General features: G+C 58.5%; 26 protein-coding genes and 1 pseudogene. 12 read left to right on the forward strand and 15 right to left on the reverse strand.

The window, feature by feature from the left end:
• Positions 1-48: 48 nt before the first annotated feature.
• Together ACSQ2W_RS24405 and ACSQ2W_RS24410 are read right to left on the reverse strand one after the other, a co-directional pair.
• The gene (locus ACSQ2W_RS24405; protein WP_436088705.1) at positions 49-1,107 is read right to left on the reverse strand and encodes an ABC transporter substrate-binding protein; all 1,059 of its coding nucleotides are present in this window, start codon (positions 1,105-1,107) and stop codon (positions 49-51) included.
• A gap of 206 nt (positions 1,108-1,313) precedes the next feature.
• Entirely contained in the window at positions 1,314-2,198 is an 885-nt protein-coding gene (locus tag ACSQ2W_RS24410; RefSeq protein ID WP_436088995.1) for a helix-turn-helix domain-containing protein, read from the reverse strand.
• A gap of 471 nt (positions 2,199-2,669) precedes the next feature.
• Here ACSQ2W_RS24410 and ACSQ2W_RS24415 point away from each other — a divergent pair, with 471 nt between their 5' ends.
• Positions 2,670-4,427: an adenylate/guanylate cyclase domain-containing protein gene (locus ACSQ2W_RS24415; protein WP_436088706.1), complete on the forward strand. Its 1,758-nt coding sequence runs from the start codon at positions 2,670-2,672 to the stop codon at positions 4,425-4,427.
• A gap of 96 nt (positions 4,428-4,523) precedes the next feature.
• Here the strand turns inward: ACSQ2W_RS24415 and ACSQ2W_RS24420 are convergent, their stop codons facing one another.
• Entirely contained in the window at positions 4,524-4,673 is a 150-nt protein-coding gene (locus ACSQ2W_RS24420) for a helix-turn-helix domain-containing protein (protein ID WP_436088996.1), read from the reverse strand.
• Positions 4,674-4,809: 136 nt separating this feature from the next.
• Between ACSQ2W_RS24420 and ACSQ2W_RS24425 the strand changes: the two genes are divergently transcribed.
• Both ACSQ2W_RS24425 and ACSQ2W_RS24430 read left to right on the forward strand, forming a co-directional pair.
• Positions 4,810-5,094: an acylphosphatase gene (locus ACSQ2W_RS24425; protein ID WP_436088707.1), complete on the forward strand. Its 285-nt coding sequence runs from the start codon at positions 4,810-4,812 to the stop codon at positions 5,092-5,094.
• Between the two features lie 358 nt (positions 5,095-5,452).
• Entirely contained in the window at positions 5,453-5,794 is a 342-nt protein-coding gene (locus ACSQ2W_RS24430; protein WP_436088708.1) for a hypothetical protein, read from the forward strand.
• 245 nt (positions 5,795-6,039) lie between these two features.
• Here ACSQ2W_RS24430 and ACSQ2W_RS24435 read toward each other — a convergent pair whose 3' ends face one another.
• The 6 genes from ACSQ2W_RS24435 to ACSQ2W_RS24460 form a co-directional block, all read right to left on the reverse strand.
• Positions 6,040-6,276 carry a DUF6894 family protein gene (locus ACSQ2W_RS24435; RefSeq protein ID WP_436083776.1) on the reverse strand — a complete coding sequence of 79 codons (237 nt, stop codon included), beginning with the start codon at positions 6,274-6,276 and terminating at the stop codon, positions 6,040-6,042.
• 456 nt (positions 6,277-6,732) lie between these two features.
• Positions 6,733-6,942 carry a hypothetical protein gene (locus tag ACSQ2W_RS24440; RefSeq protein WP_436088709.1) on the reverse strand — a complete coding sequence of 70 codons (210 nt, stop codon included), beginning with the start codon at positions 6,940-6,942 and terminating at the stop codon, positions 6,733-6,735.
• Positions 6,943-7,044: 102 nt separating this feature from the next.
• Positions 7,045-7,785 carry a MauE/DoxX family redox-associated membrane protein gene (locus ACSQ2W_RS24445; protein ID WP_436088710.1) on the reverse strand — a complete coding sequence of 247 codons (741 nt, stop codon included), beginning with the start codon at positions 7,783-7,785 and terminating at the stop codon, positions 7,045-7,047.
• 91 nt (positions 7,786-7,876) lie between these two features.
• Positions 7,877-9,865 (reverse strand): protein-L-isoaspartate(D-aspartate) O-methyltransferase, encoded by a 1,989-nt coding sequence (locus ACSQ2W_RS24450; protein WP_436088997.1) that lies wholly within the window; start codon positions 9,863-9,865, stop codon positions 7,877-7,879.
• A 17-nt stretch (positions 9,866-9,882) separates the two neighbouring features.
• Positions 9,883-10,317 (reverse strand): CBS domain-containing protein, encoded by a 435-nt coding sequence (locus tag ACSQ2W_RS24455; protein ID WP_436088711.1) that lies wholly within the window; start codon positions 10,315-10,317, stop codon positions 9,883-9,885.
• A 71-nt stretch (positions 10,318-10,388) separates the two neighbouring features.
• Positions 10,389-10,853 (reverse strand): DUF2267 domain-containing protein, encoded by a 465-nt coding sequence (locus ACSQ2W_RS24460; RefSeq protein ID WP_436088712.1) that lies wholly within the window; start codon positions 10,851-10,853, stop codon positions 10,389-10,391.
• A 176-nt stretch (positions 10,854-11,029) separates the two neighbouring features.
• Here ACSQ2W_RS24460 and ACSQ2W_RS24465 point away from each other — a divergent pair, with 176 nt between their 5' ends.
• The 6 genes and pseudogenes from ACSQ2W_RS24465 (at position 11,030) to ACSQ2W_RS24490 (ending at position 15,449) form a co-directional block, all read left to right on the forward strand.
• Positions 11,030-11,242: a hypothetical protein gene (locus tag ACSQ2W_RS24465; protein WP_436088713.1), complete on the forward strand. Its 213-nt coding sequence runs from the start codon at positions 11,030-11,032 to the stop codon at positions 11,240-11,242.
• A gap of 100 nt (positions 11,243-11,342) precedes the next feature.
• Positions 11,343-11,549 carry a hypothetical protein gene (locus tag ACSQ2W_RS24470; RefSeq protein WP_436088714.1) on the forward strand — a complete coding sequence of 69 codons (207 nt, stop codon included), beginning with the start codon at positions 11,343-11,345 and terminating at the stop codon, positions 11,547-11,549.
• Between the two features lie 75 nt (positions 11,550-11,624).
• The gene (locus ACSQ2W_RS24475; protein ID WP_436088715.1) at positions 11,625-11,852 is read left to right on the forward strand and encodes a hypothetical protein; all 228 of its coding nucleotides are present in this window, start codon (positions 11,625-11,627) and stop codon (positions 11,850-11,852) included.
• A gap of 298 nt (positions 11,853-12,150) precedes the next feature.
• The gene (locus ACSQ2W_RS24480) at positions 12,151-12,423 is read left to right on the forward strand and encodes a hypothetical protein (protein WP_436088716.1); all 273 of its coding nucleotides are present in this window, start codon (positions 12,151-12,153) and stop codon (positions 12,421-12,423) included.
• Positions 12,424-12,485: 62 nt separating this feature from the next.
• Positions 12,486-12,733, forward strand: a pseudogene (locus ACSQ2W_RS24485) (acetate/propionate family kinase); the annotation flags it as partial.
• Positions 12,734-12,908: 175 nt separating this feature from the next.
• Entirely contained in the window at positions 12,909-15,449 is a 2,541-nt protein-coding gene (locus tag ACSQ2W_RS24490; protein WP_436088717.1) for an NAD-dependent epimerase/dehydratase family protein, read from the forward strand.
• Positions 15,450-15,852: 403 nt separating this feature from the next.
• Here the strand turns inward: ACSQ2W_RS24490 and ACSQ2W_RS24495 are convergent, their stop codons facing one another.
• From ACSQ2W_RS24495 to speB, 6 genes are all read right to left on the reverse strand, one after another.
• Positions 15,853-16,818 carry a bile acid:sodium symporter family protein gene (locus ACSQ2W_RS24495; RefSeq protein WP_436088718.1) on the reverse strand — a complete coding sequence of 322 codons (966 nt, stop codon included), beginning with the start codon at positions 16,816-16,818 and terminating at the stop codon, positions 15,853-15,855.
• A gap of 23 nt (positions 16,819-16,841) precedes the next feature.
• Positions 16,842-18,275, reverse strand: a complete 1,434-nt coding sequence (locus ACSQ2W_RS24500; RefSeq protein WP_436088719.1) for an NAD-dependent succinate-semialdehyde dehydrogenase — start codon at positions 18,273-18,275, stop codon at positions 16,842-16,844.
• 22 nt (positions 18,276-18,297) lie between these two features.
• Positions 18,298-19,890, reverse strand: coding sequence for a gamma-glutamyltransferase (ggt, locus tag ACSQ2W_RS24505; protein ID WP_436088720.1), 1,593 nt, complete (start codon positions 19,888-19,890; stop codon positions 18,298-18,300).
• A gap of 15 nt (positions 19,891-19,905) precedes the next feature.
• A complete protein-coding gene (locus tag ACSQ2W_RS24510) occupies positions 19,906-21,288 on the reverse strand; it encodes an aspartate aminotransferase family protein (protein ID WP_436088721.1) in 1,383 nt (460 codons plus the stop codon).
• 117 nt (positions 21,289-21,405) lie between these two features.
• Positions 21,406-22,248 (reverse strand): lysine/arginine/ornithine ABC transporter substrate-binding protein, encoded by an 843-nt coding sequence (locus tag ACSQ2W_RS24515; protein ID WP_436088722.1) that lies wholly within the window; start codon positions 22,246-22,248, stop codon positions 21,406-21,408.
• 52 nt (positions 22,249-22,300) lie between these two features.
• The gene (gene speB / locus ACSQ2W_RS24520) at positions 22,301-23,368 is read right to left on the reverse strand and encodes an agmatinase (RefSeq protein ID WP_436088723.1); all 1,068 of its coding nucleotides are present in this window, start codon (positions 23,366-23,368) and stop codon (positions 22,301-22,303) included.
• A 189-nt stretch (positions 23,369-23,557) separates the two neighbouring features.
• Here speB and ACSQ2W_RS24525 point away from each other — a divergent pair, with 189 nt between their 5' ends.
• From ACSQ2W_RS24525 to ACSQ2W_RS24535, 3 genes are read left to right on the forward strand one after another with little or no spacing between them, the layout of a single operon-like run.
• Positions 23,558-24,256: a GntR family transcriptional regulator gene (locus tag ACSQ2W_RS24525; RefSeq protein ID WP_436088724.1), complete on the forward strand. Its 699-nt coding sequence runs from the start codon at positions 23,558-23,560 to the stop codon at positions 24,254-24,256.
• Positions 24,257-24,286: 30 nt separating this feature from the next.
• On the forward strand, positions 24,287-25,012 hold the full coding sequence (locus ACSQ2W_RS24530) for an ABC transporter permease (protein WP_436088725.1): 726 nt from the start codon (positions 24,287-24,289) through the stop codon (positions 25,010-25,012).
• A complete protein-coding gene (locus ACSQ2W_RS24535) occupies positions 25,012-25,716 on the forward strand; it encodes an ABC transporter permease (RefSeq protein ID WP_436088726.1) in 705 nt (234 codons plus the stop codon). The genes ACSQ2W_RS24530 and ACSQ2W_RS24535 overlap by 1 nt, the downstream gene beginning before the upstream one ends.
• Positions 25,717-25,728: the final 12 nt, after the last annotated feature.

The raw sequence follows: 25,728 nt of genomic DNA on the forward strand, positions 1-25,728 counted from the left end.
AACCCTCCGGCCCGCGAAAGGCGGCCAGAGGGTAGCGCTCAAAGCCGATCAGCCGCCGATGCCGAGCGCCTTGCAGCCGTCTGCATAACGGTCGACGCAAAGCTCTTCCGCCTTCAGGATGTTCTTGTCGATGATCTCAGCCTTCAGGTTCTCTGCGGTAACGACCGCCGGGGTGAAGAGCTGCGAGGGCGTGTCGTACAAGGTCATTTCAGCTTTCGGCGTCTTGCCCGCAAGCAGGTCTACCGCAACGTTGGCGGCTGCAGCCGCAACGATCTCACTTGGCTTGGAGATTGTATTGTACTGGTCGCCAGCGATGATCAGTTGAAGTGCTGCGATCGTTGCGTCGTTGCCGGTGACCGGCGGAACCGGATCCACGCCGGCTGCCTTGAGAGCGGCAATTGCGCCGCCGCCGGTGCCATCGTTCGCCGCAACGATGCCGATGATTTTCTTGCCGAAGCGCGTCACCTGACCGCTCGCCCATTGCTGTGCCTTCGGCGGAGCCCATTCCGGCGTGTCGTATTCGGCAAGGATCTCGTAGCCGCTGCCGTCGAGGCCAGCGTGAATACCCTTCTTGATCAGGCCAGCGGCTGCATCGGTTGGCGACCCATTGATCTGGAGCACGCCGCCGTCGGCGGACGATACGCCCTTCGCCTTCAGATGTGCCACGAGCGAGTCTGCGATAGCCTTGCCGATGCCCTCATTGTTGAACGAAACGTAAAAGTCAGCCTTGGCATCCGGAATGGGGCGGTCGTAGGCAATCACCTTGACGCCTTGCGCCTGCGCCTGCTTGACGAGGGACGCGGCCGCGGTGGAATCGACCGGATCAAGCACGATCACTTTCGCGCCCTGAGACATGACCGCGTTGAACTGCTGCTGCTGCCGGGACGCGTCGGCGTCGGCGTTCTGGTAGAGGACTTGGCAGTCCGCGCAGAGTTTTTTCATTTCCGCGGCAAAGCCCGGATAATCGTGCTCCTCGTATCGGGTCGACGCCTGGTCAGGCATTAGGAAGGCGACCGTTGAGCCCGACTGGGCGAGCGCGGACGTTCCGCTGAGAAGACCGGCGACAAGTGCTGCCACGCCAGTCATTTTCATTGTGAATTGTTTCATTGGGTTTTCTCCATTTTCAATGGCTGTGACGTTAGGTTCCCGCTCGATTGCTCAAGCTCGATAAGGCATCGCTCCGAGCCCGGGTTTCGGACCCGTCTCGACCCGCAGATGCCAGTGTTAAGGACAAGCGATCTCACTTACGGAATCGCCGTTGCGATCCGCTTGCCTGTTTCTGCGATGTGTGTTGCTCCTCCCGGTCCTCCCTTTTAGGCGGCCTCCACCGCTCTTACGTTTTGCGCCAGCAAGGTCCTGAAGCGCGAAGGAGCCATGCCCTTTTGCACCAGGAACTGGCGGTTAAAATTGGAAATGTTGTTGAACCCGGCCGAAAAGCAGATGTCGGTGATCGACATCTCGGATTTGCTCATCAACAGGTGGCATGCGAAATTGATCCGCAGCCGATTGACGTATCGCACGAGCGCCATGCCGGTATGGCGGCGGAAACTGCGTGAAAATGCGCTCGGACTTTGCCCGCTGAGGTCGGCGAGATCGCCTTCCGTAAAGGGCTCGGTCAGATGGCTGTCGATGTAGGCGAGCGCCTCGTTGACCCCGGTTGACATGAAGCCTGACGGATCCGGCAGATACCGGGCACTCGCCAGCGAACGAGCATCATCGGACGAACACATCGCGCCCAGCACGCCGAAGAAAAGCTCGATGCGGCGCACCCCCTTCGCTTTTACCAGTTCTTCCAGCATGGGGCCGACCCGAGACGCGGCGGCAGCGGAAAACAGCGCGCCTCTCCGGCTTAATTCAAGCATCTGTGAACAGGCATCGAGCTCCGGAAAGGTCTTGATGGCATTGGCGATGAATCCTTCGGTAAACTGGACCACTCTTCCGCGCAGGGGCACATCTGTGCCAGCGGGAATGTTGCTAACCCAGTTGTGAGGAAGGTTCGGTCCCGTCAGGACCAGGTTTCCAGGTTCGAACTCGCCGATGAAGTCTCCCACGAAATACCGGCCGGTCGTCGCAACGACATGGTGGATTTCGTATTCCGGGTGAAAATGCCAGCGAACCGTATGGAAGGGATAGCCGTGTTCCCACGCCTTGAACGACTCTCCCCGTCCGATCTGAACCACCTCCAAGTCCGGATTCACGCCACTTTCCTCCTTCGTTTCTAGGGATTTCAACTCCATCCCGGCGCCTTCTCCCAAGGCACCAGAGTTCGCATCTGCAATGACTGAACATTACCCAGCCTATCGAGCCGCCGCTACCACAGCATCGGCATACAAGTGATACTTTTTTGACATTTTGGTGGTCACGAAATTATTATTTCGCACATGCGAAATGATTGCATTGCTGAATCTGGTGGTCACTGACGATAACGAATGGTTCTCCACGGTCTTTGATGAAGAAAGCCTCATGGCCAGCTGCCGTTCGCGCACGGATCGCCTGAATAGAGAAAGCCCCTGCAGGTGATCCGAACGTCAGGGTGTCGAACGTACGGCCCCGAACCCCAATTAGAAGAAGACGCTAATTTAAATAGGAGATTTTATTGGGGTGCTATAGAATCGCCTCTCCTAGTCCGAAAGAAGGCGCGTCCCTTTTATCGTTATGTTGGGAAATCAATGGAACAGAGACTAGCCGCAGTCCTGGCGGCCGATATGGCAGGCTATAGCCGGCTGATGGAGGCCGACGAAGCAGGCACGCTCGCCCGCCTCAGAACGCATCGGATAGAATTGATCGACCCTGCCATCGCAAAGAACAAGGGCCGGATCATTAAGACGACGGGCGACGGCATGCTCGTCGAGTTCCAGAGCGTGACCGATGCAGTAAAGTGCGCCGTGGAGATCCAGCAGCGCATGCAGCGGCGGAATTCGGATGTGCCTCAGGATCGGCGGATCGAATTCAGGATCGGCATCAATCTTGGCGACATTATTTTCGAAGACGAGGACATTTTCGGCGACGGTGTGAATATTGCTTCTCGTATTGAGCAGCTGGCCGACGTCGGCGGCATCTGTGTCACCGCTGCGGTGGCAATACAAATTGCCGACCGTCTCGAAGTCTCCATCGAGGATCTGGGGGAGAAGACGCTCAAGAATATAAGCCGTCCTGTTCGTCTGTTTCGTATCGGGCTTGAGCGCTCCGATTCGCCCCATCAGCCGGCGGATTTAGATGCAAAGCGATCTGTCTCCAAACCATCGATAGTGGTTCTGCCCTTCAACAACATGAGTGGTGATCCCGATCAGGAGTTCTTCGCGGATGGCCTGACCGAAGACATTCTCACCGAATTGTCTCGCCGCCACGAGTTGTTCGTCATCTCGCGCAACTCCAGTTTCGTCTACAAGAACCGAGCCGTAAACGTACGCGAAGTCGCCGAGAAACTCGGGGCGCAATACCTGGTGGAAGGAAGTGTCCGTAAGAGCGGCGATAGGGTGCGCGTCACTGTCCAGCTCATCGACGCAGCCAGTGATGGCCACATATGGGCAGACAAATACGACCGGAAGCTGGACGATATATTCGCGATCCAGGATGAAATAACAGCGGCGATAGCAGCAACCTTACCCGGACGCGTCGAGGCGGCTCAGCGCGACCATCTTGCGCGGACGAAACCTGCAAACATGGCCGCATACGAGTGTGCGCTAACCGCAAAGGTGCTGCATCATAGAGGCACCGTTGCCGACAATGAGCAGGCGCAGTCCCTGATAAACCGGGCCATTGCGCTCGATCCGGATTATGCCCATGCCCATGCTTGGCGGGCATGCATTCTTGGCCAGGCCTGGGTCCACAGCTGGTGCGAAGACAAGGATGCCGTCTGGAACGAAATCGTTGCTGCTCTGGATCGGGCGTTGGCGCTGGATGACAACGATGCCGACGTGCATCGCATTTTGGCTGCGGTGAGCGTGAACAACAATGCGCTGACCACAGCGCGTTATCACCAGGAGCGTGCCCTTTCCCTCAACCCCAACTACGACCTTGTGGTGGTTCAGCAAGGGGAACTGTTGACTTGGCTGGGGTCGCCTGAAGAGGGAATCGAATGGATCCGCAAGGCAATGCGGCTGAATCCCCATCACCCTGAAAGATTTTGGAGCCATCTTGGAAAAGCACACTTCGCCGCGCATCAGTACGCCGAGGCGATCGAAGCATTCATGCACCTGTCCGTCATGGATTACGTCCAGCACGCATTCGTTGCTGCGTGTTACGGCTGGCTTGGCGATGGAGTCGCTGCTGCAGCGCATGTTAAGAAGGTTAGAACGCTCCTCCCCGAATTCGGCATCGAATCCTTCCTCGCCACGCTGCACTACGCTCGGCAATCCGATGTGGAGCACCTCCGCGGAGGGCTTGTCAAAGCGGGAGCGGACGACGGCTTTTCGGCAGCGCAGTAGAGCCTAATCGATCGGCGACACCACTCGGCCGGTGCGAATCTCCTTCGTCGGCAAGGCGCAGTGATCGCCAGCGGTGCGGCGTTTAACTCTGCAGAATCACCAGGGAAATGCAGATGTCTTCCCCCATACAGGCGCGAAACTTCCTCGTAGTAGCTCGCCCACCTCGGTCAGGATGAGTTGCGATCCTGACCATTCAAACAGGCTAAGGCCAAGAAAATTTCCAAGATTTCTAATCTGTCGGCTGATGCCGCTCTGGGTGGTTCTTCGGGCGCGCGGGGTAAAGCTTAGGTTAGATTGGCACGCTCATCCGGGATGAAAACACGCTTGCATTCGGCCCCGAATGCCCCAGATTCAAAAAAGGGTGGCGTTGATGGAGACAGCGATGACGGATGATCGCAAGGCGGCACTTGTCCACATATCGGGAAGAGTACAGGGCGTCAGCTTCCGCATCTGGACGCGTGCTCAGGCGCAGCGGCTCGGCCTGACCGGCTGGGTCCGCAACGAAGACGACGGATCCGTAACAGCCCTGATCGCCGGGCCGGATGACGCAATTGCCGCCATGTTGAAACAGTTTTGGAACGGGCCGATCGGTGCGTCCGTTTCCAGCGTCAAGGTCGATCCAGCACCTCCAGGCGAGATTCCATCAGCGTTCGTTATCAAGAACTAGAACCACTTTGCCACCAAGCAGACCTTGATATAGCGCGTTTCTCATGCACGCCCGGTCGAGAGGGTTGAGTGGATCCTATCTCTTGAGTCATTCCGCTTTATCTTGTGTCGTCCGCATCTGCAGACGGATGAAAACGCCGTTTTACCGGCTGTTGTCAGCTCAATCGTTAGCGGCACAAACCAACGGCAGCGCGCCGAAAGGGGAAGCGATCGCTCTGACTGCCCAATCCCGTAATTTTCCTGACTCCGGAACAATTCGGACGACCTTTGGTTCTCTCTCTGCCGTACTTGATAGAACTGCAGGACAATCACCCGGCGAGCGGTTGATGCCGTCAGTTCTTTATAAACAGGAGGAGACAATGAAACCGATCATCACACTTGTTCTTGCAGCCGCACTCTCGACTACGACCATCGGCGGCTTCACCTATGCGCAGACAACGGGCTCGACCACGCCGATGATGACTGAGGACATGGTCACCATTATCAATGTCACGCAGCAGCAGGGAAGCGAAGACGACACCTCGAAGCAAATCCCACCAGAATTCCAAAATGCAACTCCGGAATCCATGAGCAAGGCGCAGGCCGAACTGCAGCAGGACGCCGCTCTCATAGCAATTCTTCAAAAGAAGAATGTGCAGCTTACGAATGTGGTTGGCGTTCAGACAGCGGCCAACGGCGGCAAGATCGTCTATGTGAAGTAATATGCGGTGAACAGAGCCCCGGCGCGCTGGGGCTCTTCTCCCGAGAACAACTAAACAGACTGCGCGCCGACGGCTCTTTTTCTGCATGGAAGTGTTCCGCAGCCCATCGCGTCGTACGGATCGATGGAGGCGCAACCAGCGATGAGTATTAAGAAGCGACAGGAGGCCAGCGCGGTGAAACTCGTTCGCGCTCGGGTCTCATTTATGCTTCATAGCCACATGATCCGTCTCCATTTTGACCACGATCAAGGTGGGGCCATGTCTTCCATGGTAACGTGCATCGTCACCGAGAAAAGCGCATTGCCGCCACTATCGGCGCCAGCAACTGCACCGATGATTTCGCCGGACCGCCGGTCATCTTCCAGCATCCACCCAACCAGCGCGCGGAGCGCTTCCTGCTTTGCGGCCTTCAGGTCATCAAAGTCCTGTGCACCGCCCGGCTCCACGCCATGTCCATCGTTAAACGTGAAGTGAATTAACATTGGTGTCGTCTCCGGTCACGTCACTGTCGAAGCAAGAACACTGTGGCATGCCGATGGTTCCAAAAAGTCGGGCCTCGGTACATACACTCACTTTCAGCGGGAACCTTCAGCCTGCCAGCCGGTTCCTGTTGTGGAAGCTGGAGTAACTGGCCATGCCGAAAAAAATCGATGGGACGCCCAAGATGATCGACCCAAAAGAGAAGCCTGTCCGCCGTCCCGATGACCAGGAAGCGCCACGGGAGCCTGACGACCAACACCCGTGCCGAGACACAAGAGAATCGCCGTCGCCGAACCCAAACGGTGAGCCTGTCGATGCGCCTTGGCCTCAACCAGCCGCCGCAACGAAGTCTCGCAGCGGCGATGGCCGACGCTAGACCGACAGATATGCTGCTGCAGTTGGCGAACGGCCGGGCCCGGCGAACCCTAGGCTGGTTCTACGATGCATTCGAACCCCGCTTACCGTTTCCAGGCAGCTTCGTTCTTTTGCTGAAAGTCGTTGAACGCCTTGATCAGGCCACCGATCACTTCCGCAGACGTCTCGAGTAGGGCTTTGAACTGCGGGTCATCAACCTTGTCGACGTCTCCGCGCAGGTGCCGAACAAGCGCATTCATTTCGGATTTTATCTTTTCGGTATGATACGCCGGATTAGATTGGGCCTGGGCCATCATGCTCCCCTCGCAACGCGTTGCTCACAGTCCTGAAACGCTCAATCGATCCTTTCGTTCATTTCGTTAAGCCGACGCCTGCTTATCTTAGGTAGTGGAACCCTATTTCACGAGCATCCAGATCGCCATGGCGATCATCATGAGATTTTCCGTCAGCGAGATGAAACCGAGGGGCACGTTGCTGCCGCCGCCGACACAGGCGCATTTGAGTTCGCGCCTGTCGATGTAGACTGCCTTGATTACCGAGGTCGCGCCGATCAAGCCTATGACGAGGGCGATGGGAATAGCCAGCCAGAGGAGTGCTCCGGCGATCATGAGGACGCCCGCCAGGGCCTCGCCGAATGGGTAGAGAAAGGCATAGCGCACCCAGCGTTGCGCCAGCAGGTCATACCCGAGGAACATATTGGAAAAACTCTCGACATCGCGGAGCTTCAGGACAGCCAGGATGCACATGGAAATCGCGATGAACCACTCAGCTGCCCGGATCGTCAAAAGGTCGCCCAGAGCCGCCCAGCTGATGGCCAACGCCATCAGCGCTGCCATGCCAAAGACCGTAATCACCGGCTGATATGTAATAGCCTTCGGATCATGGACAGGCTTGCCAAAGTACCGCCGGAGATCGGCATAACCGCCGATGCGTTTGCCGTCGATGAATGTCTGCGGCGTTGTCTTCACATGATGTATGGCCTTGAATGTGTCGGTTTCCTCGCGGCTTCTCAGCCAATGATCGTCGACGGAATAGCCTTCCCGCTGGAGCAGGTCGCGCGACTTCAGGCCGAACGGGCAAATGTGGTCGTCCATGACCATGCGGTAGAGCTTCGCTTCGCGCGGAAGTGCCGTCATCACCTCGTTTCCTTTTTCTCCCGGTCCAAGTGTCACAATCCTGCGGGATGAAGTTGTTCGGTCCCGAGTTGTCGCCGCCCCCCGCCTTTGATCACAACCCGAACGGATAGGTCTCCGGCGCGCCGGGGCGTGCATGCTGTGGACCGAGCGGCGTCAGTGCCGACGTTTGATCGAACCAGACGAAGGCATCGAACTGCCGCGGCAGCGTGGCCTGCGCATAGTGGCTCATGAGTTCCGTCTCGGGGCGATAGATCACGCCGACGAAGCGTTCAAGCCGGGGCGACAGCAGCTCGCGGCGCAAGGTCTGGTCGCGACCAGGATCAAGCAGGAAGCGGGACACGCCGGATTCGTGGCAGAGGTGTTCATAACTGTCGGGATGTGCTGAGCGCAGGCTCATCACTTCCATGTCGGCGTCCCAATCGGATGCCGCCGCGACCGTACCCGCATGGGTGCCGAACCCGATCAGGGCTGCATCTGCACCAAAGCGCTCACGGCAGAGCTGACCGACGTTCAGTTCTGCTCGCACGACACCCATTTCGGTATGGCGGGCATCCCCGATGTGGGAATTGTGAGCCCACACCACGGCCTTGGCCTTCTCGCCATGCATTGCAAGGATATGCTCCAGCGTCTGGAACATCGTGGTATCGCGCAGGTTCCAAGCCTCGGATCCACCATAATACATGATCCGGTAATAGCGTTCGGCCGATGCAACGAGCCGTGCATTCTGCGCCGCATCGAAAAGGCTTGCCTCATCTTGGGCGTCCGCGATCCGTCGTGCGAGCATATCGCGGCATTGCGTGATAACGGCGCTCTCGCATGATCGATAGCTTTTCGTCAGCACGGCGCGCCCGTAGCTGGAGGGCTCTTTCTGCCACGGGGTGAGGCAGCCGTATCGATGGCGGCCGATGGCGGCGGCCTCGGGGTCCACCTTGTCGAGGTAGTCGAGCACGGCCGCTATCGAGCCGCTCATGTTGTAGATATCGAGCCCATAGAAACCGGCCTGGCGATCTGGGTTCACATTTCCGTTGTAGCTGCGCATCCATTCGATAAACGCTTCGACTTGCGAATTTCGCCACAACCAGGTTGGAAACCGGCGGAAGGGTGCTTCGGTTTTTGCCCGCATCGGACGATGTCGCACATACCGGTCGATCGTTGCTGCATCGGGCCAATCCGCCTCAACCGCGACAATCGTGAAATTGTGGCTTTCGATGAGATGGCGGGTGATAGCCGCACGCGCCCGGTAGAATTCCGCGGTACCGTGGCTCGCTTCACCCAGAAGAACGACACGCCGATCGGCGAAGCGATCGAATAGCCGTCCAAACGCCGGATCGTCAAGATCGGGAAGGGGTTCCGCGGCGTCTGCGATCATCTTTGGCAGTGGGACAGACTGCGAGGGAAGCGCTTCGGAACGATGATGCAGTGCCCCCGTTCCTTCGTTCCATCCTTGTTCTCCGATCAGCGGTACGAACAAAACCGCCCCGATGTCCTCGGTCCTAAAGTCTGCCTCACTCTCACGGGTGATTTTCAGAAGTGTCTGGCTGCGCTCCTCCGTTCCGACGGGTATCACGAGCCGCCCGCCAATGGCGAGCTGCTCCTTCAGGGACGCAGGTATCCTCGGCCCGCCGGCTGATACGATGATCACGTCAAACGGCGCCTTTTCCGGCCAGCCTTTTGTTCCGTCCCCCGCGCGCAGACTAACGTTGTCGTAACCGAGATCGCGCAGGCGAGCACGGGCAGTGGCAGCGAGTGCCGGATGCCGTTCGATCGTAAACACCTGGTGGGCGATCCGGCTAAACACCGCCGCGGCATAGCCTGAGCCGGCGCCGATTTCGAGGACGGTGTCTCCCGGCTTTACTTCACCGGCTTCGATCATCATCGCGACGACATACGGCTGGGAGATCGTCTGACCTTCGGCGATCGGTAGCGGACTATCCTCATAAGCGAACTCTTCACAGCCTTCGTCGACGAACGCTTCCCGGGGGACTTCACGCATTGCGTCGAGTATACGCTGATCCCGGATGCCGCGGCCGGCGATCTGCGTGTCGACCATATGGCGCCGCGCACGGGCAAAATCCGACACGTCAAGCATAGCGCAACTCAGCCTATTTGATTGTGCTCGCCGCCAGGCCGGGAAATGCCAGTTAACGCTACACCGGCTAGTCCCTCTTCGTTGGTGACGGCAACATCGCCGAGCGACAAAATGCCGACGAGGCGTTTGTCGTGGTCGAGCACCGGCAGGCGCCGAACCTGAATGTCAGCCATATTGAGGGTCACATCGGCGATCTCTTCGTCTTCGTAGCAATATTTGACGTCGGACGTCATGACGTCCCGTACCTTCGCATCCGGACCCTTTCCTTGCGCGACGCCGCGGATGGCGATGTCGCGGTCGGTGATCATGCCGACGAGCCGGTCATGCTCGCCGACCGGCAGCACACCGGCATCCAGGCTCGCCATCATCCTGGCAGCCTGCTCGATCGTTTGTTCGGGGCTTGCGACGCGAACGTCGCGGGACATGGCTTCACTTACTTTCATCTCTTATCTCCTTCAGGATACAGTCTCGAACGCCGCGGCTTCCCTTCGCCATGCCGGCAATCACCGCACGATCAACGCGCTTTGGTTGGCAGTCCAAACCCCGCGTCTTCTTCGGCCGACTGCCAGACGGACCTCAGTGCTTCCGGCAACGCGTTTTGAACCTTGTCGATCTGGCCGCGGGGCAGATGGCGCGAAAGGACCTGGAAAACAGCTTGGATGGCGAGGTCGGGGTCAACCGGTCTTGTATCGGACAGCCATTTCGACACTTCAGAGACGAATTCGTCATGATCCCACCGCATCGGCAGTTTGTCCGGCTCGAACTGATCATAGTAAACGCCGCGCACAAGCAGCGGAAGTTCCGCACTCAGGTGGGCCGACAACTCTGCCGGCAAGCGGTCCCGCAGTTTATGAAGGACGACGGACAGCACCTTCCACGCGACGCGGCGGTCCGGGCCAAGCGCGGCAGTGATCTCATCGAGCCAGATATTGGTGGTTTGAAGCGTCTTTTCGAAAACATTGAGGTTGCCCGTACCCATACGACATCCCTCCCGTCTCATGTCTCGCTGGTCCTGAACGTATGACGCCGATGATGGTTCCGAAATGAGAATTTCCGGGACATTCGATGCGCGAAATACCGGAACATTTCTCGGCTCGGCGAGTTCGACGCATTTGGAGCGCGTTAACGGCGCTTGGCGAAGAGCGAGGATGAGCAATGGCGAACGCAGACAAGAAACATGCCGGTGCAGGGTCACAAGGCAAGGGCGACGGACGTGGTGCGATGTCGGAAACCTCCGATGCAACGCTTCCGCCCAACAAGGTGCTTTCCAATCGGGACAAGGCACAGCACACCAAGGAGCGTGGTCAGGATAGCAAGCATATTCAGACCGAGCAACGTCAGGATCACGCCGCCAATCGGCGGTCGTGAACGGATCGAGTCCGCGACGAGCGCTTCGATCCCGGATTGGGCAGCCGGTTCGAACCAGCATCGCTGCCCGCTGCGGCTAAAAATTTTTGTGAAGGGACAGATGATGACGAGCAAACATTCCAAAACAACTACACCGTCCGATGCAGATTTGCGGGATGATCCGGGAATCGGCCGCTCGCGCGGAATACGGCAGCCAGGTGACGATGAGGTATTGCAGGGCGAAAACACCGTCGAAGGTGATGTGGCGAATGACCCCACGCCTACCGGCGGCGTAGACCCTCGGCAGAGAGGCCGGACGAATAAGTAAGACGTCTCGCGAAACCGCTTGGAGCAAACTCGCCGGCACCCCAACCCGAAGACGTCTCGTGTCAAGGAGAGCATTATGCAAAGCAAGAAAACCCATGACCAACAAGTCAAAATCATCGAGAAACGCGAAAAAACCGCCAACGCGGGCGCAGACTTCGACGCCGCCGCCGACCTCAAAAAGTCTCCGGCCGCGCGCAGTGCATCAGCCCGCGGAAGAAATCTCAAGCAAGGTGGGGCTGTCCAAGACGAGGATCGCGGTTTGGTGCGGGGACGAAGCCAGGAGAGCCAACATAAAAAGCGATAACCGAACTGATGGCCCAGCAACCTTCGTTGGCTTCTGAAAAGACGGCATATTGGTTTTCGCGTATGGCGTGGCGTATCAGTGGAACTGACACGCAGGGGCCGAGTTGCAGCTTCGACAACGAAAGCCTGATCTTTAAGTCGCGTAACTGTATCCCCGCGTGGGAACAATTCAGGCGCCCGTTTTGTTACACAGGTCCGACGCCACACGAACGCAGAGCGCCGGAGGAAATCGAAGCTGTGAGGCGCCTTCCGCCAAACACAAAACCACCGGCAAAAAGTGCGTTGGGCGGCCGGGCGCAATGGAGACTACGACAGCGTCACACACCACAACCGATCACAGCAAGATCCAGAAATGGATCGAGGCCCGCAACGGCCGCCCCTCGCGCGTTAAAGGCGCCAAGGAAGGTGGAGTGTTGCGGATCGATTTCGGAGCGCCTGAAGAAACACTCGAAGAAATTTCCTGGGACGAGTTCTTTCAGATCTTCGATGAAAACGAGCTTGCCTTCCTTTATCAGGACCGGACGGAAAGCGGCGATACCAGCCGCTTCAACAAGTTTGTCAATCGTCCTTGACAAAGATCGGCTAGCCCTTGCCGTCCGGTGTTTGCGGCAACATCGGCCGGGTATTGGTTACCGGACCCCGCGTAGTCCACGGCGGCGAGTTTTTTGTGGTCCCGTTCCTCTTGATGATGACCGTATTCGAGCAATCGAAGCGTTGACACTGCTTGCGCCGCGTCACCAGCCGCAGGCGCTGCGCGTTCGCGCGATCGGCCATCTGCAGCCGACGCTCCAAGTTGCCTCCTTCGATACGGCTTTCCACACAACGCAATCAAATCTCGTCCGGCGCCTCGCCATTCCGCGTCGATTGCATGGACCGGGCTTGGTCGCCAATACCTATCTTGAGGCACCTATAGCGAGATCTATCCGGATGTCTCCGAGGATGCCGAGGGCTTGCGCAAGCTCTTTCGCCACCGGGCCGTTCCACCGCCAAAACACGGCTTGGTGGAACCTTCTCTTTGGAAGAGACGTTTGCGAGGAGTTCCCGCAAAGGCTTCGAGATGCCGAAAGAGACAAATAGACCGACCATTCTTATCACGGGATCGACCGGCTTCCTTGGACAGGCGATCGGTCAGGCTTTGGGAGATCGATACCGTGTGCTGGGTTTCGACCTGGCCGCTTCGAAACCCTCGGACAGCTTCGAAACGATCGCAGTTGACCTTACCTCCGATGATAGCGTGCGGCAGGCGGTGGAGGCGGTGCGCGAGCAGAGCGGTGGTCGCCTGGTCTCGGTGATCCATCTCGCCGCTTATTATGACACAACCGGCAAGAGCAACCCAAAATACGATGCGGTCAATGTGCAGGGAACGCGCCGGCTGCTCGCCGCGTTGCAAACCCTGAAGCCCGAGCAGTTCGTCTTCGCCAGCACGCTGCTGGTGCATGCGCCTAGTCCGCGCAAGGGCGTCAGGATCGACGAGGACTCTCCTCTCGAGCCTTCCTGGGCCTATCCGAAGTCGAAAGCTGAGACTGAGGCGGCGGTCGCAAAGGAGCGAGGTAAGATCAAGACCGCAATCCTGCGACTTGCCGGTGTCTATGACGAGGACTGCCGCGCCGCGTTCATCGCGCAACAGATCTCCCGCATTTTCGAGCGGCTTCCGACTGCCTATCTGTTCAGCGGCGATCTCGAGGCAGGACAGCCCTATCTGCACAAGGACGACCTTGTCGAGGCAATGGTACGCACCATCGAGCGTCGTACCGAGCTTCCGGATGAAAGCGTTATGCTGATCGGCGAAGAAGAAACCCTGTCCTATGGCGAGCTGCAGAGACGTATCGGTCGGTTGCTTCATGGTGAGGACTGGCGCACGTTCGTCCTGCCGAAGAGCCTCGCCAAGAGTGGGGCATGGGTCCAGACGGAGGTGTTGGATCAGGATACCGACATCAAGCCTTGGATGCTTGATACCTCGGACGACCATTACGAAATCGACATTTCCCGGGCGCGCGCCTTGCTTGCGTGGGAGCCGAGGCACAACCTCGCCGCCACGCTGCCGGAAATGATCCGGCGGCTGAAAGAAGATCCGACCGCCTGGTATGCGAAGAACAAGCTGGAACCGTCAGTTGTGGCCGCGTCCGAGCCGGAGATCGACGAAGCAGCCAGAAGGCTGCGCGCGCCGCTTGAGCGGAGCAACGAAAAGGTCGAAGCCGCTGTGGAACGACACCGGCTCCGGACGCTTTGGGCGCCGCTGGCAAATGTCGCCCTCGGATTGTGGCTCGTTAGCTCGCCGATGACGCTCGGGCTTTTTGATCCGATCGTAGTACCGCCGCCGCCTGCGCTGGGGCACGAAATTGCAGAGCCGACCGTCCGCGATGCGCGGCTCGGGGCAAGCGAAGTAATGTCCGGTTTACTCGTGGTGACATTCGCGCTTCTGGGCATGTACCGCCGCTGGTCCTGGGCGCAATGGATCACCGCGGGTCTCGGTATCTGGATCATGCTCGCCCCGCTCGTCTTCTGGACGGCAAGTGCGGCCGCCTACGCGACCGACACGCTGGTTGGCATGCTGATCGTCGCGTTCGCCGTCATGATCCCGCCAACGCCAGGGATCAGCGCACGGTCGCTTGCGGCGGACGACGATCGCCCGCTCGGCTGGAGCTATTCCCCATCCTCTTTCACCCAGCGCATCCCGATCGTGGCACTCGCCTTCGTTGGCTTGTTCGTTTCGCGCTATCTCGCTGCCTATCAGATGGGCCACGTCGATGGCCTCTGGGATCCGTTCTTTGTCCCGGGCGGGACATCCGTGCGCAATGGCAGCGAAGCCGTCGTGACGTCCTGGGTGTCGAAAGGCTTTCTGATCGCCGATGCCGGGCTCGGCGCCTTTGCCTACGGGCTCGATATTCTCGCCGGCGCGATCGGCGACCGCCGACGCTGGCGTACCATGCCCTGGATGGTACTGCTGTTCGGCTTGCTGATCGTCCCGCTGGGCGCAGTGAGTGTTTCGTTCATCATCATCCAGCCGCCGCTGATTGGCGCGCTGTGCACGCTCTGCATCGTGCAGGCGGCCGTCACTGTCGTGTTGATCCCGTATTCGATCGACGAGGTACTGGCGACCATCCAATATCTGTGGCGAGCCAGGAGGGCGGGCGAACCGTTCTGGCGGACCTTCTGGATGGGCGGCCCTGCGCTTTCGGAGAACCAGACCCCGGAGCCCGATCTTGACCGTCCGGCTTCGCAACTGCTGAAGGAATTCATCACAAGCGGTGTCAATTATCCCTGGACGCTGACGGCGAGCGTTCTGCTTGGCGCAATCCTCATCATGACGCCACTCATCGTCAGCAGTGATCCGCCGCTCTACTTCAGCGATCATGTCGCCGGGTGCCTCGTCATATTAACCGCGGTCACGGCTATGGCGGAGGTCGTCCGCCCGGTGCGCTTTCTCAACGTGGCGCTCGGGGCATGGGTGGCGATATCGCCATTCCTGCTTGCGGGCGGCAATATTGCAGGCACCTTGGCCAACCTGGCGATCGGTCTGGCGCTGGTCGCGTTCAGCCTATCGCGTGGGAAGCGCAGCGACGAGCATTATGGCGGCTGGGACCGGGCAATCGTCTAAAGGCGTGTCAGAATATTGGCAATTCGTTTGCCACGGGCCTGCGACGCCGGCATCAATGAGCGGCGCCCCCGGCGGGGGCGGAGGGTTACGTGCCTCCGCGCCTTTGGGCCGAACCCAGCCACCGTTGTCGCCCGTCCTGGTCCATCGCGGGTCAATCCGCATTATTTTTCGCAAATTCGGCGATCGCCGCGGTAGGGCACGCAGCCTGCGTTACCCCCGGCAGCCCAGTATTCGCGAAAAGGCCGGACATATGGGCGCACCAGCCCTCGGAAATCGAAGATTAAACCTTGACCGCAGAGCCGTTCCACATATGGGAATTCGAAAAAACGGCGACAGGCTTTAGGGATCTCGGCCGTTTGGCTCTGGTTGGTATTCCCGGTCACATGTTACTGCTCTGCACTTGTCATGCGGTAGCAGCGGAAGCAGCATATTTCTGAGCGATTACTGCACAAACCATCAATTGGATCTGGTGGAAGAGCATGAGGGGCAGGACGATCGCACCGATCGACTGCCCGGCGAAGATGACGCCTGCCATTGGTACGCCACTGGCAAGGCTCTTCTTCGATCCACAAAACGTGATGGTGATCTGGTCTGGCTTGCTGAAACCCATAACGCGGCTGCCGCGCATGGTGAAGGTCAGCACAAAGGCGAGCAGGAGCATGTCGAGCCCGACAACCATGGCGATGTCTCGCAGCGAGTAGATCTGCCACAGTCCTTCCACCACGGCCTGACTGAAGGCGAGATAGACAACCATCAGGATTGAACCTCGGTCGACAGGCGCGAGGATTTTCTTCTTCGAGCGGATCCATTTCCCGATCCATGGCTGCAGGATCTGCCCGACGACAAAGGGCGCAAGCAGTTGCAAAAGGATATTCTGCAAGACATCCCAGGAAAGGCCGCCATGGCCGCCGACGGAAAAGAGCAAGCCAACAAGCAGCGGCGTCAGCAACATACCGAATATATTGGAAGCCGAAGCCGAGCAAATCGCAGCCGGAACGTTGCCTCCGGCCATTGAGGTGAATGCGATTGAAGACTGCACCGTGGACGGTAGGACACACAGGAAGAGGACGCCGAAATAAAGCGGCTGTGGAAGGACCGAATCCGGGATGAGGCCCAGCGCCATGCCAAGCAAGGGGAAAACGCCGAATGTCGTCAGAAGAATGACGAGATGCAGGCGCCAATGAAGGATGCCGGCGATGACAACATCGGTGGACAGGCGTGCGCCATGCAGGAAGAAAAGCAATCCGATGGCGAAGCTGGTCGCGATCCCGAAATAGTCGGCAAAACTGCCACTTGCCGGAAGCAGCGAGGCAAGGGCGACGCTGCAGACGAGGAGGATCGTGAACGTGTCGGGCAAAAAGCGGCGCATGATGCTTCCTCGCATTCAATTGGTCAGATGGATTCTGTGATCAGCTTGGAGTTGAAGAAATTGTCCATCGCCTCAGTCCCGCCTTCGGACCCATAGCCTGAGTCCTTTATGCCGCCAAAGGGAAGCTCCGGCAGCGCCAGACCATGGTGATTGATTGACAGCATTCCGCTTTGTACGTCGCGGCCGAGTGCCGCACTTGTTTTCGCGGACGTGGTATAAGCATACGCCGCCAAGCCATAGGGGAGGCGGTTGGCTTCCTCAATTGCGGCTTCATAGGTCGAAAAAGGGCTCACTACGGCAATTGGGCCAAACGGTTCCTCGTTCAACACCCGGGCGCCGAGAGGCACGTCGGAAAGCACTGTAGGTCTGTAGAAATATCCTCGGTTTCCAATCCTCTCACCGCCGGTGGCGATCTTCCCACCGCACGCGACAGCGTCGGCCGTCAGTTCTTCCATTGCCTCGACCCGCCTCCCGTTAGCAAGCGGCCCCATTGTGACGTCGTCATCCAATCCATTGCCAACCGTGATCGCTTCGGCCGCCTTGACGAAGCCATCGAGGAATTTGGCATAGACCTTCTCCTGTATGAGGAAGCGGGTCGGGGCAACGCAAACCTGTCCCGCATTGCGGAATTTCGCGCCAGCCAAGATCCGGACCGCCAGATCGACGTCGGCATCGTCGAACACGATTGCCGGCGCGTGACCGCCAAGTTCCATGGTCACCCGCTTCATATGCGCACCTGCGAGTGCGGCAAGCTGTTTGCCGACAGCCGTCGAACCCGTGAACGAAATCTTGCGAATGATCGGATGGGGAATGAGGTGGTTGGAGATATCAGCGGGTACGCCATAGACAAGATTGAGCACGCCGGCAGGCAGGCCAGAATCGACGAACGCACGGACAAGTTCGGCACAGCTCGCCGGTGTTTCTTCCGGTCCCTTGAGAATGACGGAGCAGCCAGCCGCAAGACCCGCAGCCACCTTGCGCACGGCCTGGTTCAACGGAAAATTCCAGGGGCTGAACGCGGCGACCGGGCCGACCGGCTCCTTGATGACAAGCTGGCGAACATTGAGAGACCGAGCAGGGACCACCCGGCCATACGCGCGCCGCGCCTCCTCGGCGAACCAATCGATCGTATCGGCTGCTGCCAAAGTCTCTGATCTGGATTCCGCGATTGGCTTTCCCTGTTCAAGGGTCATCATTCTCGCGATCTTCTCAACCCGGTCCCGCAGTAACTGGGCAGCGCTGTGCAATAGCTTGGCGCGTTCGAATGCGCTGAATTGAGACCAGACCGTGAACCCGGTTGCGGCTGTTGCAAGGGCATCGTCAAGATCATCCCGCCCGGCATTTGCTACGGTTCCAATGATCTCATCGGAGGCAGGATTGACGATCGAAATGCGCTCTTTGGAGCCGTCGCGCCAGATGCCGCCGATATGGAGTTGGGTTTGTGGATAGTGGGACATCACGTTCTCCGATGTTCTGAAATCAGTACCCGAGGGCGCAACCATCCTTGCGATGATCAGACGCGCCAAACAGGGTTCCGAGTTGATGATCGATCCAGACCGCCTGTGCCCCGCCGATGGCCCATTTCGGTGGGATCACCTTGAAGCCTCGGCCCCTGAGATTTTCGCCGATCGCGGTTCGGATTGTTTCCTCGGCTTCAATGGTCAAGGTGCCGGGGAGGGGGAACAGACGAGGAAGGTCGACTGCCGATTGGATGTCCATGCCATAATCGAACAGCTTCGAGAGAAAGTGCGCATGTCCCATTGCTTGATAGTGACCGCCCATAACACCGAACGAGAGGGTTGCCTTGCCGTTTCGCGTCACCATCCCCGGGATGATCGTGTGCATCGGCCTCTTGCGCGGGCCGATCGCATTTGGATGCCCCTCCGCTAGTACGAAACTCTGGCCGCGATTGTGAAACAGCACCCCCGACTTCGGTGCCATGAGGCCACTGCCGTAAGGATGGAAAATCGAATTGATGAAGCTGACGGCATTGCGGTCTTTGTCGACCACCGAGATGTAGACCGTGTCGGAGTGCTCGACGCCGTCGATGAGACCGCCAGCATCGCAAACTTCATTCGATTTGATCTTTGAGGCAAGGCTGTCGGCCAGTTCGTCTGATAGAAGAAAATCGACCGGGACGTTTGACGTTGCCGCGTCTGCCAACCAGCGTTCGCGAGCGGCATAGGCAAGCCTGGTCGCCTCGACTTCGATGTGCAGATTGTCGGCGTTTAAGGGATGACCCGACGGCGTGAAACGTTCGAGAATCTTGAGGATCATCAGCGCAATGATGCCTTGTCCATTCGGAGGGCATTCATGCACCGTCCATCCGCGATAGGTCGTGCTGATAGCCGTGACATATTCTCCCGTGGCGGATGAGAAATCCGCGATGGTGTGCAGACCGCCAAGCGAGCGAAGATAAGAGACCATGTCTTCGGCGACGTCACCGTGATAAAATGCATCCCGGCCGTGGCTGCCGATCGCCGACAACGTCTCGGCGAGTTCCGGCTGGCGCTGGATGGATCCAACTGCGGGGACTTCATCATTGTCGAGGAAAATGCGGCGGGTCGACGGGTCGAGTGCGAGCATGGCGCGCTGATGCGAAATGTCGGCGGAAACGCGCGGCGTAATGCCATAGCCGTCTCGCGCAAGCGCGATCGCTGGCGCCAAGATATCGGCCATCGACATGCGACCATGATCTGCGACGAGGCGCGTCCATGCATCGACGGCGCCTGGAATGGTCACCGCATGAGGCGACGACCGCGTGATCTCGGAAACTCCTTGGTCCTTGAACCATTTCAAGTCCGTTGCGGCTGGCGTTCGGCCAGACCCATTAAACGCGATCACCTGGTCGCCACCGTTGGGTGCCAGCAACGCGAAGCAATCCCCGCCAATGCCGGTGGAGCCCGCCTCGACCACGCACTGGACGGCACAGGCTGCCACCGCAGCATCGATGGCCTTGCCGCCACTTTTGAGGATGTCGATCGCCGTCAAGGTTGCCATGGGATGGGAGGTTGCAGCCATGCCGCTGCGGCCAACGGCAATCGAGCGTCCCGGTTGTTCGAAGTTCCGCATGCTATCTTCCTTTATTCAATAGAGATTATTGGCGCGCGCCCAGGTGTAGGTGTCATCAAGGGCCCTCTCGGAGCGGTCGAACATGTCGTTGATCTGTGCTTCCGTGATGATGAGGGGAGGACAAAGAGAATAGTTGTCGCCGAGCGCACGCGTAACGACGCCGTGCACTTGTGCCCTCTTGCCAGCATGGATCGCGATACCGTCCCCCGGTTTGAAAGGCTCCTTGGTTTCCTTGTTGCGAACAAGCTCCAGCGTACCGATCAGGCCGCGTCCGCGCGCGTTTCCGACGAGCGGATGTTCACTCAGCGCGCGGAGTCTTCGTTGAAAGAGCGGCGCCACGTTTTGCACATGCCCGACGATGTCGCGCTCCTCGTAGATTTTTAGGGTTTCCAATGCGACGGCAGTGGCAACCGGGTGCCCGCTATAGGTGAAGCCGTGCCCGAAGGTTCCGATCTTCTCGCTCTCGGCGACGATGGCCGCGTGGACCTTCTCGTTGACCATCAGCGCGGAGATCGGCTGGTATGCCGCCGAAAGCTGCTTGGCCATGACGATCATGTCGGGGCGCAGCCCGAAACTCTCGGAGCCGAACATCGTGCCGAGCCGGCCGAAACCGCAGATCACCTCATCAGCAATCAGCAGAATGTCGTACTTCCTCAGAATAGCCTGTATCTTCTCATAATAGGTCGGCGGCGGAACGATGCAGCCGCCGGACGCCATCAGCGGCTCAGCGAAGAAGGCGCCGATCGTGTCGGGCCCTTCGGCAAGGATCAGTTCCTCAAGCGAAACCGCGCAACGGGTCGCAAATTCCTCCTCGGTTTCGCCCGGACGGCCATAGCGATAATATTCCGGGCAGTCGGTGTGGAGAACCCGGTCGATCGGCAAATCGAAATCGCGATGGTTGTTGGGAAGCCCCGTCAGGCTTGCCGAGGCAATTGTTACCCCATGATAGGCTCGCCAACGGGAGATGACCTTTTTCTTTTCCGGCTTGCCGATCGCGTTGTGGTAGTACCAGACAAGTTTCAGGGCCGTGTCGTTGGCTTCTGAACCTGAATTGGCAAAGAACACCTTCGACATGGGGACCGGAGCCAGGCGGATCAGCCGCTCTGCGAGTTCGATGGCCGTCTCATGCGACTTGCCACCAAAGCTGTGATAGAACGGCAATTCCTGCATTTGCCGTGTGGCAGCGTCGACGAGCCGTTGCTCGCTAAAGCCAAGCGAAGCGCAGAACAGTCCACCGAGACCTTCGATATACTTATTGCCGTCGCTGTCGATAATGTAGATTCCTTCACCCTTGGAAATGACAAGCGGGCCGTCCTTCAAATGCTGTGACGCATTGGTATACGGATGAAGGACAAACGCCGCGTCGCGCGCTTCCAGGGAATTGAGAAGAATGGTCACGATAGCCCTCCAGTGGTGATCTAGGCGCGTTGAAAACTCGCAGCAGTCTCATGCCGCCGCCGAGCAGCTTGAGCGCTCGACGGCCGTAGTTTTTCGGGTCGGAAGGGGATCGGTCGATTATTCGAGGCCGATCTTCATCCATTTTTTCGAGAGCTTGTTGATTGTGCCATCAGCCTTTGCGGCGCCGATCGCTTCATCGAACATCGCTTTCAGTTCGGTGTCGTCCTTGCGCAGGCCGGCAGCAATTCCTTGACCGAAAACCCCGCCGGTGAAGGTTGGCCCAGCAATCGTGTAGTCCTTGAAGTCCTCTTTCGAGAGCGTCGCGGTCAGCGATGTCTTTTGTGCCACGACAGCGTCGATGCGACCCGCCTGCAGATCGAGGTCGTGTTGCTCGACGGTCTTGTATTCGCGCTGGTCGACGACACCCTTGAAATAAGTGTCAAGGAAAGCCACGTTTGCCGTGGAGACCTGCGCGCCAACCGCCTTGCCTTTCAGGGCGTCGCGAAGGGGCTGCATTTCTTGTTCGACCTTTGTTTTGTCGCCTGCGAGGTCGACAGTCGTTCCGGTGCCGGGCAGATTTGCGAGCGGGCCGGACTTTTCAACCATCATGGCTGCCGCGGTTGGAGCGTAAGGCTCGCTGAAAGAGATGACGGCAAGGCGTTTCTCGGTGACGATCATCGATGCCATGATGGCATCGAACTTCTTGGCAGTCAGCGATGGGATGAGCCCGTCCCAGTCCTGCGCAACAATGTTGCATTTGATTTTCATGCGTGCGCAAAGATCATTGGCGAGATCGACTTCAAAGCCGGCAAGCTTCCCGTCGGGCCCGGTAAAATTCCAGGGCTCGTAGGCGCCTTCAGTGGCAATGGTGATCTCGGTTGGCTTGCTCTGGGCATGGGCGCTGCTCGCAGCAATGATGCCAAGAACGAGGCTGGCGAGTGCAAGTTTGCTTTTCTTCATTTTATTCCCCTTTTTGGTTTGCCGCTCGTTGTCGAGCGGCGGTTGCTTTTGATCAGCGTGAGGGCTCAATCCTGCCGGACACGCGGATCCTTATCGCCTCTGCGGCAAGGCAGAGGAGTTCGAACAAAACTTGCGCGGCGGCGTGCGCCGTGTTCGTTGTCGGATCGTATTGAGGGGCGATCTCGACAACGTCACCGCCGACAATGTCGAGACCGGACAGACCGCGAAGGATGCCAAGCGCCTGCGTTGAGGTGAGCCCGCCGATTTCCGGTGTGCCGGTACCCGACGCAAAGGCCGGATCCAGGGCGTCGACGTCAAAGCTGACATAGGTTGGGCCATCGCCTGCTATCGCGCGGGCTTTTTCGATCACGCGTTTGATGCCGAGTTCCTCAACCTCCTCGGCGTGAATAACTGTCATTCCAGAGGCGTAGGAGAACTCCCAGAGATATTCCGAATTGCCGCGAATACCGATCTGTATGGTCCGGCGGGGATCCAACACGCCGTCGAGCACGGCTTGTCGGAACGGACCGCCATGGTGAAACTTGCAGCCCTCAAACGAGCCGCTCGTATCGCAATGAGCATCGATGTGGATCATGCCAACCGGACGATCGCGGCCAACGGCGCGAAGCAATGGCAGTCCTATCGAGTGATCACCGCCGACCGAGAGCGGCACGACCCCAGCCTCGACGATACTTCGAACATACCGCTCTATATCCTCGTGCGAACTGGTCAGATCAAATCGGCTGCGAAAGGGCACATCACCCACATCTGCGACGCGGAGGTGCGCCGCGGGAACCGAGCGCAGCACGTGATCATAGGGCCCGACTCTCTCGACGTTGCGAACGGCGCGAGGACCGAAACGTGCGCCCGGGCGGTTCGTTACGCCTAGATCCAATGGGATCCCCAGAAGCGCGACATCGATGTCTGCAAAACGAGGAGTGGCATCTTGCCGAAGAGGGGCCTTCAGCAAAGTTGGAACCCCGCAATAGGGTGCCTGGCGGTTATCGCCTTCCCCGAAGACCAGGTCCGCAACTTTGCGAAACTCTGGATCGAAAATGTCAGCCCCGGATGCGTTCTCATACCGGGCTCGGAGTTCCTCGATCGATAATATCTCCGGCATGCAAGCCCTCCGTTCGTCCCTATGCCCGTTCGGTTGTACCGTCAGTCACTTGTCGACAAAATTCGATTGAATGTTGTGGGCAACATTGTATACATATTCGTATTCCGCTTGATCCTGCAAGAGGAAAAAAGATATCGTCTTCGCAGAGGCCTGGATTTTCGGGTCCGGGGACGATGAAAGGGGATTGGCTTGGCACTCAGTAAAAACGAGCCGCGCGGCTCGCTGCGTGAAACGACATATGCTCAACTGAAGGATTTGATCCTTACCGGGCAACTCCGCCCGTCCGAACGACTATCTGAAAATACGCTTGCAAAGAGGTTTGGGGTAAGCCGAACGCCGCTTCGTGAAGCGCTGATGAAGCTCGAAGAGGAAGGTCTGGTCGTTGGCCAAAGAAACCTTGGCTACACAGTTTCGGATTTGGATATCACCGCGTTCTGCAATCTTCTTGTTGTCAGAGAGGCGCTCGATGTGTGTGCGGCCCGGCTGGCATGCGCCACGGCGACGGACGAGGACCTCGACAGGCTCCGCGGCGTCATCGTGCAGATGGTCGAACTCAAGGAGAGTGCGAACGACACGCCTTCCGATGCGGCGCGAAACCTCGATCTCGGGCTCTACATCCACCGGGTAATCCTCGAGGCGACGCGCAACGATGCGCTCGTTCGGTTAAGCGACCAGGTGTATCAACAACTGCGGCTGGCGCTGTGGCTCGAGGTTCTGTGGGTGGATCTTGAACACACCGATTTGGACGAACATCGCGCTATCTCCGATGCCATTTGCGCGCGCGATCCAGAGGCGGCCGAGGCGGCTGCGCGAGCGCACGTTCAGAGTTCACTCAAGAACATGTCGAAGCTGCAGCGTATTTGGGCGCATCGACGGGCTGCGGATTAACTCGCCAGGCGCAGAGAGGCCAGGATATATATGGAGCTCATTGACAGATATTCGGTGCTCGTCGGGTTTGGCGTAACCGGTTGGGGTGCATTGCTGCTGAGTGCGGCGGCTATGACCCTGGGGGTCTCCGTTTGCGGTTTCCTGACGGGTACGATCCTTGGATCGGTCATCACTTTCATGCAACTATCGCGCTACGTGGTTCTGCGGTGGCTAGCGGATGGTTACACGACCATCCTGCGCGGTGTGCCGGATCTTCTTGTCATCTACCTGTTCTATTTCGGCGGGAGCGCATTTCTTGGGTATGTCGGCGGCCTCTTTGGCTACCAAGGATTCATTGGCATGCCGGCTTTCCTTACCGGCACATTGGCTCTCGGCGTCGTTTCGGCGGCTTATCAATCCGAAGTGTTTCGCGGCGCTTTCAAGTCCGTTGCTGGCGGCGAGCTTGAGGCGGCGAGTGCTGTCGGGATGCGGCCTTGGCCGAAGTTTCGTCGCATCATCGCGCCGCTGGTTCTCCGCTACGCCGTCCCTGGTTTGGGCAATACCTGGCAGCTCGTGCTGAAGGAATCGGCGCTTATTTCCGTTACAGGACTCGTCGAACTCCTGCGTCAATCTCAGATCGCGGCCGGTTCGACCAGGCGGCCTTTCGAGTTCTACCTGACCGCCGTCGTTCTATATCTCGTCATCACGTGGGCATCCTCGAACGTTTTCCGCCACTTGGAAACGAGAACCCTGCGTGGCACCCGGAGGGCTTTGTAATGGACGTCGCCTTCATGTGGGACACGTTTCTCACCCTGCTGCCAGGTCTCCCGCTCACATTGGAGCTTGCCGCGACATCCATTCTCGCCGGCGGTATCCTCGCTCTTGTCATTTCCCTCGTTGCGGTGGTCGGGGGGCCGATCGGCCGTGGTTTCACGCGGGGCTACGTCTTCGTCTTTCGAGGGTCGCCGCTGCTCGTGCAGATGTTTTTGATCTACTACGGCCTTGGACAATTCCGGCCGCTGCTGCAGGAACTGGGGCTTTGGGTAATCTTTCGTGAGCCCTATTGGTGTGCAGTGATCGCACTGACGTTAAACACAGCGGCCTATTCAAGCGAGATATTCCGCGGAGGATTACAGGCGGTTTCCGTTCAGCAGGTGGAGGCAGCCCGTGCCTGCGGCATGTCGGGCCCGCTGCTGTTCAGGCGCATCGTCTTGCCAATCGCCATCCGGCAGGCGCTTCCAGCCTACGGCAACGAAGTCATCTTGATGCTCAAGGCAACCGCGCTGGCGTCTGTTATCACCATTATGGAAGTCACCGGCCTTGCGGGAAAGCTGATTGCCGACAGCTTCCGAGCCTTTGAGGTCTTCATTGTCGCCGGTGCGATTTATCTCGCCGTTACCTTCCTCGTCACGCGGTTGCTGATGATCATCGAATTCTGGCTCTCGCCTCATCTTCGTATGAGGCCACCATCCTTGACATAAACGGGAGTGCAC

The sequence above is a fragment of the Pararhizobium sp. LjRoot255 genome, from assembly GCF_964252905.1.
GTDB lineage: Bacteria > Pseudomonadota > Alphaproteobacteria > Rhizobiales > Rhizobiaceae > Pararhizobium.